The sequence below is a fragment of the Streptomyces cyaneofuscatus genome, from assembly GCF_042718795.1.
In the GTDB taxonomy this organism is placed as follows: domain Bacteria; phylum Actinomycetota; class Actinomycetes; order Streptomycetales; family Streptomycetaceae; genus Streptomyces; species Streptomyces cyaneofuscatus_A.
Window position 1 is genome coordinate 1 of record NZ_JBHXOX010000060.1, and the last position, 14,048, is coordinate 14,048.

The 14,048-nt window shown below is 70.8% G+C and carries 12 protein-coding genes and 2 pseudogenes; 5 read left to right on the forward strand and 9 right to left on the reverse strand.

Features of this window, described 5'->3' with window-relative positions; genetic code table 11:
* Positions 1–60 precede the first annotated feature (60 nt).
* Positions 61–1,878: a gamma-glutamyltransferase gene (ggt, locus tag ACFWRT_RS37130; RefSeq protein WP_380952835.1), complete on the reverse strand. Its 1,818-nt coding sequence runs from the start codon at positions 1,876–1,878 to the stop codon at positions 61–63.
* 104 nt (positions 1,879–1,982) lie between these two features.
* On the opposite strand from ggt, the gene ACFWRT_RS37135 reads away from it, so the two are divergent.
* On the forward strand, positions 1,983–2,726 hold the full coding sequence (locus ACFWRT_RS37135; RefSeq protein ID WP_380952836.1) for a hypothetical protein: 744 nt from the start codon (positions 1,983–1,985) through the stop codon (positions 2,724–2,726).
* Between the two features lie 12 nt (positions 2,727–2,738).
* Here the strand turns inward: ACFWRT_RS37135 and murJ are convergent, their stop codons facing one another.
* On the reverse strand, positions 2,739–4,379 hold the full coding sequence (murJ, locus tag ACFWRT_RS37140) for a murein biosynthesis integral membrane protein MurJ (protein ID WP_380952937.1): 1,641 nt from the start codon (positions 4,377–4,379) through the stop codon (positions 2,739–2,741).
* Between the two features lie 249 nt (positions 4,380–4,628).
* Between murJ and ACFWRT_RS37145 the strand changes: the two genes are divergently transcribed.
* Positions 4,629–5,822 carry a L,D-transpeptidase gene (locus tag ACFWRT_RS37145; RefSeq protein WP_380952837.1) on the forward strand — a complete coding sequence of 398 codons (1,194 nt, stop codon included), beginning with the start codon at positions 4,629–4,631 and terminating at the stop codon, positions 5,820–5,822.
* A 137-nt stretch (positions 5,823–5,959) separates the two neighbouring features.
* Positions 5,960–7,558 carry a CocE/NonD family hydrolase gene (locus tag ACFWRT_RS37150; RefSeq protein ID WP_380952838.1) on the forward strand — a complete coding sequence of 533 codons (1,599 nt, stop codon included), beginning with the start codon at positions 5,960–5,962 and terminating at the stop codon, positions 7,556–7,558.
* A gap of 32 nt (positions 7,559–7,590) precedes the next feature.
* On the opposite strand, the pseudogene ACFWRT_RS37155 reads toward ACFWRT_RS37150, so the two are convergent.
* The 6 genes and pseudogenes from ACFWRT_RS37155 to ACFWRT_RS37180 form a co-directional block, all read right to left on the reverse strand.
* Positions 7,591–7,734, reverse strand: a pseudogene (locus tag ACFWRT_RS37155) (amino acid ABC transporter permease); the annotation flags it as partial.
* A 96-nt stretch (positions 7,735–7,830) separates the two neighbouring features.
* Entirely contained in the window at positions 7,831–8,277 is a 447-nt protein-coding gene (locus ACFWRT_RS37160) for a DUF6221 family protein (RefSeq protein WP_380952839.1), read from the reverse strand.
* Between the two features lie 143 nt (positions 8,278–8,420).
* Positions 8,421–8,777, reverse strand: coding sequence for a hypothetical protein (locus ACFWRT_RS37165; RefSeq protein WP_380952840.1), 357 nt, complete (start codon positions 8,775–8,777; stop codon positions 8,421–8,423).
* A 144-nt stretch (positions 8,778–8,921) separates the two neighbouring features.
* Positions 8,922–9,803: a S41 family peptidase gene (locus ACFWRT_RS37170; protein WP_380952841.1), complete on the reverse strand. Its 882-nt coding sequence runs from the start codon at positions 9,801–9,803 to the stop codon at positions 8,922–8,924.
* A gap of 268 nt (positions 9,804–10,071) precedes the next feature.
* Positions 10,072–11,010, reverse strand: coding sequence for a hypothetical protein (locus ACFWRT_RS37175; protein WP_380952842.1), 939 nt, complete (start codon positions 11,008–11,010; stop codon positions 10,072–10,074).
* A 153-nt stretch (positions 11,011–11,163) separates the two neighbouring features.
* On the reverse strand, positions 11,164–11,364 hold the full coding sequence (locus tag ACFWRT_RS37180; RefSeq protein ID WP_380952843.1) for a hypothetical protein: 201 nt from the start codon (positions 11,362–11,364) through the stop codon (positions 11,164–11,166).
* 39 nt (positions 11,365–11,403) lie between these two features.
* Here ACFWRT_RS37180 and ACFWRT_RS37185 point away from each other — a divergent pair.
* Positions 11,404–11,499 (forward strand): annotated as a pseudogene (locus ACFWRT_RS37185) (GNAT family N-acetyltransferase); the annotation flags it as partial.
* 133 nt (positions 11,500–11,632) lie between these two features.
* Here ACFWRT_RS37185 and ACFWRT_RS37190 read toward each other — a convergent pair.
* Positions 11,633–12,361, reverse strand: a complete 729-nt coding sequence (locus tag ACFWRT_RS37190) for a serine hydrolase (protein ID WP_380952844.1) — start codon at positions 12,359–12,361, stop codon at positions 11,633–11,635.
* Positions 12,362–13,407: 1,046 nt separating this feature from the next.
* Here ACFWRT_RS37190 and ACFWRT_RS37195 point away from each other — a divergent pair.
* Positions 13,408–14,048: hypothetical protein (locus ACFWRT_RS37195; RefSeq protein ID WP_381121435.1), on the forward strand; the 641-nt coding region annotated here is incomplete at its 3' end.

Below are 14,048 nucleotides of genomic sequence, written 5' to 3' on the forward strand. Positions count from 1 at the left end.
GTCGTACGCGGTGTGCACCGCGTACGACCGGTCCCGCCGCCCCTGCTGCGTGAGGCCGGGTCAGCTCCTGCCGCCCGGCTGCACCACCATGGCCGAGCCGCCGCCCCGCCGCACCTTTTCCGCGGCCGCCAGCCAGCGGCCGTCCGGGAGCCGCTGTACGCCGGTGGCGGCGCCGATCTCCGGGTTCTGCCGGAAGGCGTGCCCGAGCGCTTCGAGCTCGCCGCGGACCGGGCTGTTCCACAGGTCCGGCTCGATCTCGGTGGTGGCCGCGTTGCGCTGGCTGGCGCGGGGTGCGGCGATCGCGTCGACCAGCGGGAGCCCGCGGTCGAGGTGGCCGGTCAGGGACTGGAGCACGGTGGTGATGATCGTGGCGCCGCCCGGTGAGCCGAGGGCGAGGAGCGGCTTGCCGTCCTTGAGCACGATGGTCGGGGACATCGACGAGCGGGGGCGCTTGCCCGGACCCGGCAGGTTCGGGTCTTGGACGGCCGGGTTGGCCGGGGCGAAGGAGAAGTCGGTCAGCTCGTTGTTGAGGAGGAAGCCGCGGCCGGGGACCGTGATGCCGCTGCCGCCGGTTGACTCGATCGTCAACGTGTAGGAAACGACGTTGCCCCACTTGTCGGCCGTCGTCAGGTGCGTGGTGTTCTCACCCTCGAACGTCGTCGGCGCGGCCGTGCCGCCGCTCCCGCACCACGCCGGGTTTCGCGGGTCGCCGGGCGCCACCGGACTGGTCAGCACCGCGTCGTCCCTGATCAGGCATCCACGTGCGTCGGCGAACCGCTGGCTCAGCAGCTCCTTCGTGGGCACGTCCTCGAAGGCCGGGTCGCCGACCCAGCGGCCCCGGTCGGCGAAGGCGATGCGGCTCGCCTCGATGAGCCGGTGGAGGTAGCGGGTCTGGCTCGCCCGCGAGAGGTCGGTGCGCTCCAGCATGTTGAGGGCCTGGGCCACCGTCGTACCGCCGGACGATGAGGGCGCCATGCCGTAGACGTCCAGGCCCCGGTAGCCGGCCTTCGTCGGCTTCTGTTTCAGCGTGCGGTAGGAGGAGAGGTCCTTGCGGGTCAGGTCACCGGGCCGGACGGTGCGGGCGGCCTGCGGGTCGACCGGCGGCTTGCGGACGGTACGGACGATGTCGTCCGCCAACTCGCCCCGGTACAGCTCCCCGACGCCCTTGCGGCCGAGCTTCTCGTACGTACGGGCCAGGTCGGGGTTCTTGAACACCGCGCCCACGACGGGCAGTTCACCGCCGGGCAGGAACAGCTTCGCGGAGGCCGGGAAGTCGGCGAACCGGGCCTGGTTGGAGGCCGTCTGGGAGCGGAAGGTGGGATCCACCACGAAGCCGTCCCGGGCCAGGCGTTCGGCCGGTTTCAGCAGCGTACGAAGGGACTTGGAGCCCCACGCGTCGAGCGCCCGCTCCCAGGTGGCCGGAGTGCCGGGGGTGCCGACGCCGAGGCCGCTGGTGACGCCTTCCTCGAACGGGATGGGTTTGCCGTTCTCCAGGAAGAGGGAGGCGTCGGCGCTGCGGGGTGCGGTCTCGCGGCCGTCGATGGTCCGCACCGTGCGCTTCTTCGCGTCGTAGTGGACGAAGTAGCCTCCGCCGCCGATGCCCGCCGAGTACGGCTCGGTCACGCCGAGCGCGGCGGCGGTCGCCACGGCCGCGTCCACCGCGTTGCCGCCCTGGCGCAGCACCTCGATCCCGGCCGCCGAAGCGTCCCGGTCGACGCTGGCGACCGCTCCCCCGTAGCCCACCGCAACCGGGGACTTGGGCGGGGCGGGTGGCTGGTGGGCGGGTTGCGCGGAGCCCGCGGGGGCGGCGGCCCCGAGCGAGGCGACCACGGCGAGGGCGGCCACTATCGACATGTTCCGGCCGACGGAACGGTGCATACGAACCTCCAGTCAACGGATCTCCGCGCAGGCTAGCCCGCGGGCACCCGGATCGTCAGGACCGCCTCGAACGGTTACCCGAATGACCGATAACATGCCCGGCCATGACGGACGACGTGCGCAACATCGTGCTGGGCGTGATAGCCGCCGGAATCAGCGGATCGCTGGGCTGGCTGGCCCGTACCTACCTCCTGCGGCGGAAGCTGCGCCGTAAGCAGGCGTTCTTCGGACTGCCGGCCCACTCCGAGTGCCTGCTGGTCGTCAACCGGTACGCGGGTGCCGAGGGGTCCGTGCACCGGTACGACGTGTTCGCGCTGCTGGAACTCTCCGCGCTGATCAAGGACTGCGCCGCCAACGCGCAGATCGTGACGCACGACGTGGCGCAGCAGGGCTTCGGGGAGCGTACGGAGTTCTGCGTCGGCGGTCCGACCTCCAACCAGCGGATGGCGGCCCATCTGCGGACCCTGCTCCCCGGCGTACGGATCAACACCGACCCGGAGCCCGGCCCCGACCGGGTCGCCTTCCAGGTCGGTTCGGAGCGCTACCGGCTGGAGCCGGGGATCGCGGAGTACGTGCTGCTCGCCCGGCTGACGGGCGGTCAGGAAGCCCGCCCGGTCTTCCTGTTCTGCGGGCAGCGGGCCATCACCAACCAGGCGGCGACCCGTTATGTCTCACGCCACTACGAGAAGCTGCTGCGCAAGCACGGGAACAAGTCGTTCGCGCTGCTGCTGAAGGTGGTCAACTCCCAGGCGTACGGCCCCGATGTGGTGGAGGTCGTCGGCGATGTGACCCGCGCGGCGCAGGCGCCCGTACCGACGGCTCCGCCCTCCCACCGGGCGAGCGACTGAGCCGGCCCGCCTTCAGCGCCGCAGCCGGGCCCGGCCGCCGTCCACCATGGCGGTGATCTCGCCGATCCTCAGCGGCCGGGCCAACAGCACCACCGTGAGCAGCAGCGTCAGCGTTCCGGCCCCGGCCGCCGCCACGTCGCCCGCTCCCTCGGCAGCGCGCGCGGCCCCGTAGGCGAGCGCCCCGGCGGGCAGGCAGGCGACGATCAGCCGGAGGTGGGCGCCGAGGGTGGGTGAGCGCAGCAAGGACCCGGTCCCGGTGGCCGAAACCCGCCGGGAGAGGACGTACCCGGTGACCGCGAAGCCGACGACGAAGGCCACCGTGCTCGCTCCGGCCATCCCGGTCACGGCCCAGCGGACGGGCAGCAGCCAGTAAGCGGCCGCCGAGAGCCCGGCGTTGACGGCGGCGACGACGAGGTTGAGCAGGAAGGGCGTGCGGGTGTCGCTCATCGCGTAGAAGCCGCGGGAGAGGACGTACTGCCCGGAGAAGGCGATGAGCCCGGGCGCGAAGGCCATCATGATTCCGGCCATCACGGTGATGTCGGCGTCGGTGGTGCGCCCGTACCCGAGGACCGAGCCGATCACCCAGGGCGCGAGGACCAGGAACGCGGTGGCGGCGGGCACGATGACGGCGGCGCTGGTCCGCAACGCGTACGCGACGTCGCGCCGCACCCCGGCGAGGTCCCCGTCGGCCGCCGCCCGGCTCATACGGGGCATCAGCGCGGTGACGAGGGAGACGGTGATGATGCCCTGCGGGACGACCCAGAGCTGGTAGGCGTAGCTGTACGCGGTGTAGCCCGCGCCGCCCGCCACGTCCTGCTCGAAGGCCTGCCGGCCGGCGGTGGTGGAGAGCCGGGTGACGACCCAGTACGCGAGCTGGTTGGTGAGCACCAGCAGGACGAGCCAGCCGGCCGAGCGCATCGGCCGGGTCAGTCCGCTGCCGCGCCAGTCGAAGCGGGGCCGCCAGCGGAACTTCGCGGCCCGCAGGGCGGGGATCAGGGCGAGGGTCTGCGCGGCGATCCCGGCGGTGGTGCCCCAGCCCAGGAGGTGGGCGTCGGTGTCGGAGAGAACGCCGTCGGAGTTCGCGGCGACGGCGATGTACAGGCCGAACACCCCGACGATCACTACGTTGTTGAGGACCGGGGTCCACATCATCGCGCCGAACCGGCCGCGGGCGTTGAGGACCTGGCCGAGCAGGGTGAAGAGCCCGTAGAAGAGGATCTGCGGCAGGCAGTAGCGGGCCAGCGCGATCGTCAACTCGGCCTGGCGGCCGTCGTAGTCGGTGTAGAGGCCGACGATCAGCGGAGCCGCCGCCACGGCGAGCGCGGTGAGGGCGAGGAGGCCGACGGTGCAGACGGTGAGCAGCCGGTCGGTGTACGCGGCTCCGCCGTCGGCGTGCTCCTTGGCGGCCCGGACCAATTCGGGGACGAAGACCGCGTTGAGGGCGCCGCCGATGAGCAGGATGTAGAGGATGTTGGGGACGGTGTAGCCGTCGGCGGTCAGCCCGGTGCCGAGCGCGGCGACGACGACGGCCGAGCGGACGAACCCGGTGGCGCGGGAGACGACGGAGCCCGCCGCCATCACGGCCCCGCTGCGCAGGACGGAGGCGGACCGGGCCGGGGGTATCGCGGGCTCGGCAGCGGCTTCTTCGGGCACGACGGACCCGTCGGGCGCCGCTGCGGACTCCCCCGACGCACCAGGCCCTTCCGCCTCCTCGGGCTCGACGATTGTGCCCACTGGACTCTCCCGCGCTCCGAGGTACTGGCCGACGGTGGAGGGTACTCCGCAGGGTCCGGCGCCGGTCCGGCGGGGGCACGGGCCGAACCCGATATGGGGGAAACGGAACCCGCCAGGGGGGAAATCGCCTCTCCCCTGTCGAGCACTGCAGCCCTGGAGGTTTTTTCGTTGAGTTCCGCACGCCCGCGCATCCACCGTCGTACCGCCCTGACCACCGTCCCGGCGGCGCTGCTCGCCGCCGCGCTGACGGCCTGTTCGGGCGGTGGCGCGTCCGGCTCCGCCGCCCAGGAGGGCGGGGACGGCAAGGCGCCCGAGACCAGCATCTCCGTGAACCTCGAGGGCAAGGCGGCGGCCCCGGGTGCACCGGTGAAGGTCACGCTGGCGGAGGGGAAGCTCAAGACGGTCGCGGTGACGGCCGACAAGGGCGGCGCGCTGGCCGGGAAGATATCCGCCGACGGCCGGACCTGGATATCGGAGCGGGTCGCCGCGCCCGGGACCGCGTACACGGTCGAGGCGAAGGACGCGGACGGCGGCAGCGACACGGCCACCTTCACGACCGCCGAGGCGGAGAAGGTCAACAAGCTGTCGCTCGCGCCGGGCAAGAACACCACGGTCGGCATCGCCCAGCCGCTGTCGGTCGTCTTCGACCACCCGGTCAAGAACAAGGCGGCGGTCGAGAAGGGGCTGAAGGTGTCCACGTCCAACAGCACCGAGGGCTCCTGGGGCTGGCTGCAGGACCACTCGGGCAAGGACCGTATCGACTGGCGGCCCAAGGAGTACTGGAAGCCCGGCACGAAGGTCACTCTGGCCGCCGAGCTGAACGGCATCGACACGGGCGCGGTGGGCGGCTGGTTCGTCCGCGACTACGCCACCACCTTCACCATCGGCGCGGCCCAGGTCGTCAAGGTCGACCTCGACGGGCACCGCCTCTCCCTGCACCGCGACGGCAAGCAGGTGCTCCAGGCGCCGATGTCGGGCGGTACGCCGGGCGGCGACAAGGCGTCCTGGCGGGGCACGGCCGTCCTGATGTCGAAGGAGGGCACGATCAACATGCGCTCCGAGACCGTGGGCCTCGGCGACGCCTACGACAAGATGGTCGACTACTCGATGCGGCTGACCTGGTCGGGGATGTACGCGCACGCCGCGCCGTGGAACGCCGGCTACTTCGGCAACGCCAACCGCAGCTCGGGCTGTCTCGGGATGAGCGACGCGAACGCCGCCGCGCTGTACGGGCAGGTCCGGGTGGGCGACCCGTTCGAGATCACCGGAGCCGACGCCAAGGGCACGGTCGCCGAGGGCAACGGGTACGGCGCGTGGAACGTGTCGTGGGCCGACTGGCAGGCGAAGAGCGCGCTGAAGTGACGCCCCGTCACCAGGGCCTCTACTGACATCACGTCCAACAATCGTTACCTTCACGCAACACACCCGGCAGTTACCAGCGGTAAACAACCGGGGTTACCGTCGGGTCACTTTGCACTGACACGCGTGAGGAGTGACCCGTGGTACGTCCGAAACCGGCACTGCGCACCACCGCTTCGATCACCACCGCCGCCGTCCTGCTGACCGGAGCCGCCCTCGGCGCGGCTCCGGCGGCGGGAGCCGCGCCCGCACCTGCCCCGGCGAGCGCCGCCTCCGCGCCGGGCCTGACGTTCCACGACATCCCCGGCTCCGGGGGCATCACGCTCAAGGGCAATGTGTTCACGCCGGCCGGCGCGTCGGCGGGGGCGAAGCACCCGCTCATCGTCTTCCCGACGAGCTGGGCCATGCCGCAGATCGAGTATCTGGCGCAGGCCCAGAAGCTCGCCGACTCCGGTTACGTGGTGGTGAGTTACACCTCGCGCGGCTTCTGGCTCTCCGGCGGGAAGATCGAGGTGGCCGGTCCGCCGGACATCGCGGACGCCTCCGCCGTCATCGACTGGGCGCTGGCGAACACCTCGGCCGACCCGGACCGGATCGGCATGGGCGGCGTCAGCTACGGGGCGGGCATCAGCCTGCTGGCGGCCGGGCACGACCCGCGGATCAAGGCGGTGGCCGCGCTCAGCGGCTGGGCCGACCTGATCGACTCGATCTACAGCGGCCGGACCCAGCACCTCCAGGCCGCCGCCCTGCTCGGCGGCGCCGGGCTGATCACCGGCCGCCCCAGCGACGAGCTGTCCCAGACGCTGAAGGACTTCCTCGGCTCGAAGCTCGACAAGGAACCGGAGATGATCGCCTGGGGCGCCAAGCGCTCCCCCGCGACGTACCTCGACAAGATCAACACCAACGGCGCGGCCATCATGATGGGCAACGCCTGGGGCGACACGATCTTCCCGCCCAACCAGTACGCCTCGTTCTACGAGAAGCTCACCGGCCCCAAGCGGCTGGAGTTCCGCCCCGGCGACCACGCGACCGCCGAGCTGACCGGCCTGTTCGGGCTGCCCAACGACACCTGGACGAGCACCCGCCGCTGGTTCGACCGCTACCTCAAGGGCGAGCGCAACGGCATCGACACCGAGCAGCCGGTCCAGCTCAAGTCCCGCACCGACCAGGGGTACGAGGGCTACGCGGACTGGAAGTCGGTGGGCGCCGCCGAGAATCGCATCGCGCTCGACGGTACGAAGAAGGTGTGGGCCAACGTCGACTCGGGCGCCAACGGGGGCATCACGCTGCTCTCCAACGCCCTGGACCAGTTCCTGAAACTGCCGCCGACCGTCTCCGTACCCCTTCTGCCGCGCACCTTCGCGAGCGTGTGGCAGTCGGAGCGGTACGGCTCCGAGCAGCGCGTCCGGGGTACGGCGGAGCTGCACACCACGGTCACCAGCACGAAGTCGAGCGGCACCTTCGTCGCGTACCTCTACGACGTCGGCCCGCTCGGTGTGGGCAAGCTGGTCAGCAACGCCCCGTACACGTTCCACGGGCAGACGCCGGGCCGGCCGTTCCCGGTCGACCTGGAGCTGTTCTCCACGGCCTACGACGTCCCGGCCGGTCACCGGCTCGCCCTGGTGATCGACACCGTCGATCCGCTGTACATCGAGCACAACCCGACCGGCGCGCAGCTGACCTTCTCCTCGCCCTCCACGGACCCGAGTCATCTCTCGGTCCCGCTGCGCGAGAAGTGATCACCGGCTGCTGCCGGGCGGGGCATGCTCCGCTACTGCCCTCCCGGCAGCAGCTTCCCCGGCTCGGCCGGGGCCACCCCCACCGCCTCCGTCCTCGGATTGCGCCGCTGCCTCCGCGCCACCCAGGTGGCGAACCACGAGAGCAACATGCACAGACCGATGCAGATCGGAGAGAGCCGGATCCCCATTGTCGTTTTCTGGATCGTCGGGGCCGGGTCCGATACGCATAGCGCTCCAGTGTGTGAGAGGCGGTGGCGGCTACTGAAAGGCGCTCAGGCGCTGGGCTCGCCGTACGGCTGGTCCTGCGGGCTGCGGACCTCGGCGGAGAGGGACATGCGCACGTCGATCGTGCGCCGGCTTTCCTTGTACTCCGGGTGGTCGATGTGCTCGGCGGCCAGGAGGCGAGCGGTCCGCTCGGCGGCGACCCGTACGGCCTCCTCCTGCGAGGTCTCCGTCCACCGCCCTGACGCCTGTAGCTGGTCGTGATGCCGGGACGCCCGCTCGAACTCGTCCAGCAAGGCCCGCTCCGCGGTGACGGACCGGAGAACGAACGCCGGCACCCCGCAGGGGCACGCGAGGCCACCGGCCTGCGTGCGGTCACACGATGTGGAGTGCCAGGCCGTTTCCGGGTCGAGCTGAGCATCGGCCTTCTCAGTGAGCCGGGACCGGAGCCACGCCTCGAGGCGGGCACCCTCGCCCGGTGGGAGGAGCTGCATCATGCTCCCAGGATGCCGAGGCGTCCGGCCGGTTCGCCCAATTTTTCCCGGAACTGTCACCTTTTTCCGCCCACTGGAGCCCGGCCGGGCGGCAACCCAGCCGGGCGGAACGACGCGGGGGAACCGGGTCGTCTACCGGCAGTTGCTCAGGCGTCCCGTTCAGAGTCTTCTGCACGGGTGGCTGCGGCCCAGGCCGCAGCGACGTCGAGAACTGCCTCGTCCGCGGAGGTCCGGGCGGCCTTCAGGTGCCCTTCGGCGCTGTCTGCGGCCGCGGCGTCGGTCGTGGCCTGCACCGCGTATCCGATGCTGCGGGCCAGGGACTGCTGTGCCTTGGCGGCGGCTGTTGCCGCTGCGGCAGCGTAGTTGAAAGCCTCCCTGGAGTAGCCGCGGGCTTCGGCGGCGTACTTGGCGGCGTTGGCCGCGTGCTGGTATGCGGCCTTTGCGTCGCCCTGTGCGAGGTCGGCAATGAGCTGGGCGGCTTTGCCGCCGGTGGCTGAGATCATGGCCGGCCCTGTGCCGGCGGTGATGGTGACGATGAGGATCGTGTCACCAGGGTTCGATTTCCCGCGGCGGGTGCGCCACTGCCGGAGCCCCGTCCGTATCCTCCAGCCCGGCCCGGCCCATGGTCGCGGCGTCGGCACAGCACGCTACGTCCCCAGGTCTTCCAGGGCGGCCTTGAGCGCTTGGTCCGCCTGGACGGGGATGTTCGGGATCACTCCGGTGCCTTCCCAGTTGGTACCGGTGACGCTGTTGATGGTTCGGGCGGTCGGCACAGTGACGAGGGTGTGTTCCGTGACCGGGTGGCGGGCTGTCGGGTGGGCACCGCCGCGTGTCGTCTCGCCGACGAGGACGGCCCGGCCGTGTGCCTGGAGGGTGTAGGCCACGTCCTCGCCGCCGGAGAACGTGATCGAGCTGGTGAGTGCGTAGACCGGGCGGTCCGTGAAGCGCGGCGCGGGAAGGTGCGCGGCCGTCCAGAACTGGCGCGTGGCGCCGGTGGACCGCTCGTAGATGTCGTTGAGGTGCACCTGGTCGTCGCGGAAGAAGTAGCTGCACCACATCGCAGCCCCCTCCGGTGCCCCGCCGCGGCACTCCCGCAGGTCCAGAATGAGCGCGGAGCTGTGGGCGACCAGCTGCATGGCCGCGCCGATCGCGGCGGCGCCCTCGTCCGCGTACGCGATGCGGCGTACGTCGATGAGCCCGACCTTCCCGTCCAGCTGCTCGACCCGGCGGATCCCCTGGTTCTCCGCCTTGAGCAAGGCGAGGAACGCGGCCCGTCCCTCGTCCTCGTCCGCCGGATCCAGCGACTGCGGCTGGTCCGCCCAGAGCAGCCGCAGGTGCTTGTCCGGGCACACTTCCTGAAGGTCCGCTGTCACCGTCTCGCAGAGCGAGGGCCCGTCCAGGCGTTCGTAGGCGCCTTCCGCGAGCCGACGCCCGATCGCGGCGCCGATGGCAGCGGTCTTCTCGGGAAAGACGTATCCGGCCTCGATGCGGCTCAGGGCCTGACGGACTATCTGTTCGTTTGTTCGCATAGCGGCGGATCATAGAGCGGGGACAATTTCATGACCGTCGATTTTTGGTTCACGTCCCTGGACCGAACCGGAACGATTCCGCCCACGCGACGCAGCTCCCGCGCGCCCTGCTCGTCCTGACCAACCTCGAAGTCAACCGCTGACAGACGTTCTACCGCGCAGACAGTCGCTCACGACCAGCCTGGGCACCCCGGGAACCGATCACGCCAGCCTTTGACCTGCTACTTCAAGTCGGTGCCGGCCCAAAGCTCACCGGCCCAGCCCGTTATCACAGGGCACCACTGACCTTATCCGCCCGACAGCTGCTCCACCGGGCCGCACGCCGCACCACTTCGGCCGCATACGTCCGGCCGAGCACGCTTAAGACTGGCCGGCTCGATGTGCTTCTCCGGCCGAAGTCCGACATGACAACGACCTGGCTCACCATCACCCCACGCGGACCGGCGCAGCCACACCACCCGCAGGCGTGTCCGGCCGTAGCCCAGCCGCCAGGGGCGGGCGGGGGCCCAGGAGGCGGCCGTTGAACCACTGCGGCACGCCGACTAAACCGCCACTGGGGCACCGCGAAGCCGCGGGCCGTTAGGAGCGGTCGGAGCTGCCGGATCGCCTCGGAGAGGACCGTGCCGGAGGTCGGGGCGGTGGCAATCGCCCAGCCGAGCAGGGCCCGGGTGCCGTCGTCCACCACGATGGTCAGCCACGGCGCGAGCGCCTTGCCCTTCGGCGGCAGGACCAGGATCAGGAGCTGCTTGTGGTCCATCTCCCAGCACCGGCCGCGCAGCGCGTCCGGGCGGCGCAGATAGACCGAACCCGCCCGGCGCCCGGCCTCGCCGGACTTCCACGCCGCCCGCTCTGCAGGAGTCAGGCCCTGGGTGAATGCCCGGTACAGGGTGTGCTCGGGAACCGGCTTCGCCTTCGCCCAGCCCTCCGCGAGGAAGGCGGGCACCGGCGCCCCGGCCGTCGTGCCGTCCCCGTCGGTCACCGCGCGCCGGGCGTGGACCATCGCGGCGACGTTCCCCTGGTAGAAGGCGAGCGCCGCCCGGTCTGCCTCACTCAGCTCGTAGCGCGGACGGACGGCGGGCGCGGCCGGCTTCGGGGGCGCGAGCCAGCGCCACACCGTCCGTTCCGACACCTCAAGGCCCTCCGCGACCGTACGCACGTGCGCCGCGGTCAACGCCTCGTCCTCGCGCAGTCGGGACAGCCGCTCCACGCCGCCCGGCGCTTCTCCGCCGACACCCTCCCCATGAAGCGAAGTGTCAGTGGTGACAGAACCGATGCGCCCGAACATGTGCCCGCATCCACACATACGGATGGACTGCACCCGAACCAGTGGCGGCACTGGAACCCCTGTGATTCCGGCGGATCACCCAGCGCCGGGGTGTGTCACCTTGCTCGGCTTCACGTAGACGAGGAGTTCGAGCTTGACCTCATCGCCGCAGTCGCCGCACCGGCGGACGTCCCTCTCGCCGGTCACTCGCAGGTGGATCATCTCCGTGGTGGTCTTGCAGTCGGGGCAGTGCGCTTCGCGCACTGTGCGTATGGGTTCGCCGTACCGATTCGTCATACCGGCATCCTGCCGGACGGGTCCGATAGGTTGCCCGCCATGACTGAGTCAGGGCCCGTTGCCTGGCCTCCTGCCCCGATAAGGACCGAGCGGCTTGTGCTCCGCCAGTCCGAGGCCCGGGACCGTGCGGCGTTCCCCACCCCCACCCGCACCGCACCCGACTCCAACCGCGCCCGAAGGCGTCGCGGCCCTTGATCGCCATTGCCCGCCGACACCGAACCTGGGCCTGGGCATGGGGGTGATGGCGCGACATGACTTCGGGCAGGCCTCAGAGGTGGTCGGCGAGGCTGTGCACCGCGGTGCGGGCGAGGCGTTCCACCAGGGCTATGCCGGCCTCCTGGGAGGGCTGGTCGTCGCTGAGGACGGCGACGAGGAGGGTGCGATCGCCATAGGTGACGAGTCCGATGCTGTTGATGCACCACAAGCCGGTCGCGGTGCGCGGGAGCCAGCCGTTCTTGAGGACCCGGTCGGAGTCCTCGTCCCCTGCCGCCGAGACCCCCCAGTCCTGGCCGGTGACGACGGAACCCATCAGCGAGCGGATGTAGGCGCGGGAGTTTGCCGAGAGGGGCGAGTCCTCGGTGAAGACCGCCTCCAGGAGGGTCGTCCGGTCGGCGGGGGTGACCCCGGTCAGCCCCCAGGAGGCGGCTGGTTTCCCCGTGGAGGGCTCGACACCTAACCGGGCGCGGGTCTCGTCGAAACCTGAGCGCCCGCCCAGGTCGGACCACAGAGCGTCGGCGGCAACGTTGTCACTGTGGCGGATCATGGACTCGGCGAGGTTCTTCTGCTCCTCGGTGAGTCCGGTGCCCTTTTCCTGGGAGCGCAGCAGCAGCGCCGCGAGGATGTCCACCTTGATGATGCTGGCGGCGGCGAAGCTGTGGGTGGTGTCGCCGTGGGTCACGGACTGCCCGGACTCGAGGTCGAGGACCCGCAGGGCGTGGTGGCCGGTCTGCGGGCCGAGCTCGTCCAGGGCCTTGCGGGCGAACTGCGCTGCGGTCACGGTGTGTCCCTGGCCAGGTGGAGGGGTGAGCTGCGTGGGGCGTCCGGAGGGGGAGACGGCCATCGTCCGAGGCTCCGCGGTGGCGTTCACTCCCAGAGATGTCGACGACACCGCGATCCCGGCACCGAGCATCGCGAACACAGCACCCCCGACCACCATCCCCTGCAGCCTCATGATTCTCCCGTCCCCCGCCGCAGCGGTTGCCCCGTACTGCCCGCCCGGCAGGCGGGACTCGGGCGTCGCACCCCGCCCTGGTCCGGCCGAGATCCGCCCAACAGGCCACGTTCCCCAGCGTGTTCGAACTATGACTCAAGAGAGTGAAGAAGGGGATGAGTCAGCCACCGCAGCAGGCCGTGAAGCCGTCCTCCCACGGGTGACGGTGAGCACGTAGGCGGCGCGGCCCACCTGTCAGCACCCCGTGCTCCTGACCGGGAGGACGGCCGGCGCGGACGGCATGGTGACGGAACTGCAGACGAGAAGCAGTTGGGCGGACTGTCCTTGAGCTGATTGCCGTCGGCGGTTCCATGGCAGCTCAGGGGCACTGCAGGTCGACTATCGGGCGGCGTGACCGAAGTCGGTGGCAGCGGCCGGGAGGCCGCCGGTGCCGGGCCGGTACGCGGTCACCGTCCCACTGGTTCCGCCGGACACGACGTTGCCGATCGGCAGGGCGTGCAGGGCCCCGTATGCGCTGGGCCCGTACGGCATGCCGGCTTAGAGGCGGGTGCCTTCGTCGATGTCCGGGACGGGCGAGCAGCCTCAGCGGGCTGGACGACCGCCGGGTGGAGATCACCGGTCCGACCGACCGCAGATGACCGGTCGGCGTTAAATCTGGTCCCCAGTGTCGTACGGGTGCCGGTCTGAGTCGTGCGCAGCCGCGGCTGAGGGCACGAAGCGGCGTCTTACGGCGCGGGCGTGTACGGCGGGCGTTGATCCTGCGGCAGTGTGGGGGCAACTGCGAGTTGTGAGGAGGCATGGCCCAGTGGCGGGCACGGATCCAGGCAAGAGAGCCAAGGTCCGTTACCACACTTAGAACGTAGAGTTCCGGGGTGACGAACGCCCTGCACCGCCACTCGACCGACTGCGCGCCCAAGCGTCGGGCTCCGTGCGACGACGCTCACGACGCCTACCTGCAGCTCGCCGCCTGGACCGCTGAGGGCGGCGTGTACAAGCTGGCCTCCGGCGCGTTCTCGGCCGAGGCCCGCCGCCACTACCGCGCCTACGTCACCGTCTGGCTCAACTGGTGCGACCTCGGCGGCCTGGACCCTTATACCTGCGCGCGCGCAGGTATCGGCGTCTGGATCTCAGACCGGCATGAGGACGCTCCCGTGACCACCCGGGCGGCGATGGCTTCCGCCGTTACGAGCTTTTACCAGCACCTGCTGGGCCTCGGCATCGCCGATGGGGTCGACGCGGAACTCACCCGGGCCCGTCTCATCGGTGCACCGGTACCCGCCGACCCGAAGCGCACCGGACTGAGGGGCAACGGGCCGAGATGGCTGATGAAGGCTGCCGACCGGCTGACCGGCCGCGACGCGCTGCGCGACCGGGCCCTGATCTACCTGCTGCTCAACGGCTACTTCGGACACGAGAAGCTGCGCCCCGGCACCATCCGGGACCTCGACCTGGAGAACCGCGTCAACGAGGGTTTCCGCACCACGTGGAAGGTTCGACCCAAGAACGCCGAAGA

What these genes read in the sequence shown, in the direction of transcription:
- ggt (WP_380952835.1), bottom strand. Translation starts at nt 1,878, where the DNA reads ATGCACCGTTCCGTCGGCCGGAACATGTCGATAGTGGCCGCCCTCGCC.
- ACFWRT_RS37135 (WP_380952836.1), top strand. Translation starts at nt 1,983, where the DNA reads ATGACGGACGACGTGCGCAACATCGTGCTGGGCGTGATAGCCGCCGGA.
- ACFWRT_RS37160 (WP_380952839.1), bottom strand. Translation starts at nt 8,277, where the DNA reads ATGATGCAGCTCCTCCCACCGGGCGAGGGTGCCCGCCTCGAGGCGTGG.
- ACFWRT_RS37165 (WP_380952840.1), bottom strand. Translation starts at nt 8,777, where the DNA reads ATGATCTCAGCCACCGGCGGCAAAGCCGCCCAGCTCATTGCCGACCTC.
- ACFWRT_RS37170 (WP_380952841.1), bottom strand. Translation starts at nt 9,803, where the DNA reads ATGCGAACAAACGAACAGATAGTCCGTCAGGCCCTGAGCCGCATCGAG.
- ACFWRT_RS37180 (WP_380952843.1), bottom strand. Translation starts at nt 11,364, where the DNA reads ATGACGAATCGGTACGGCGAACCCATACGCACAGTGCGCGAAGCGCAC.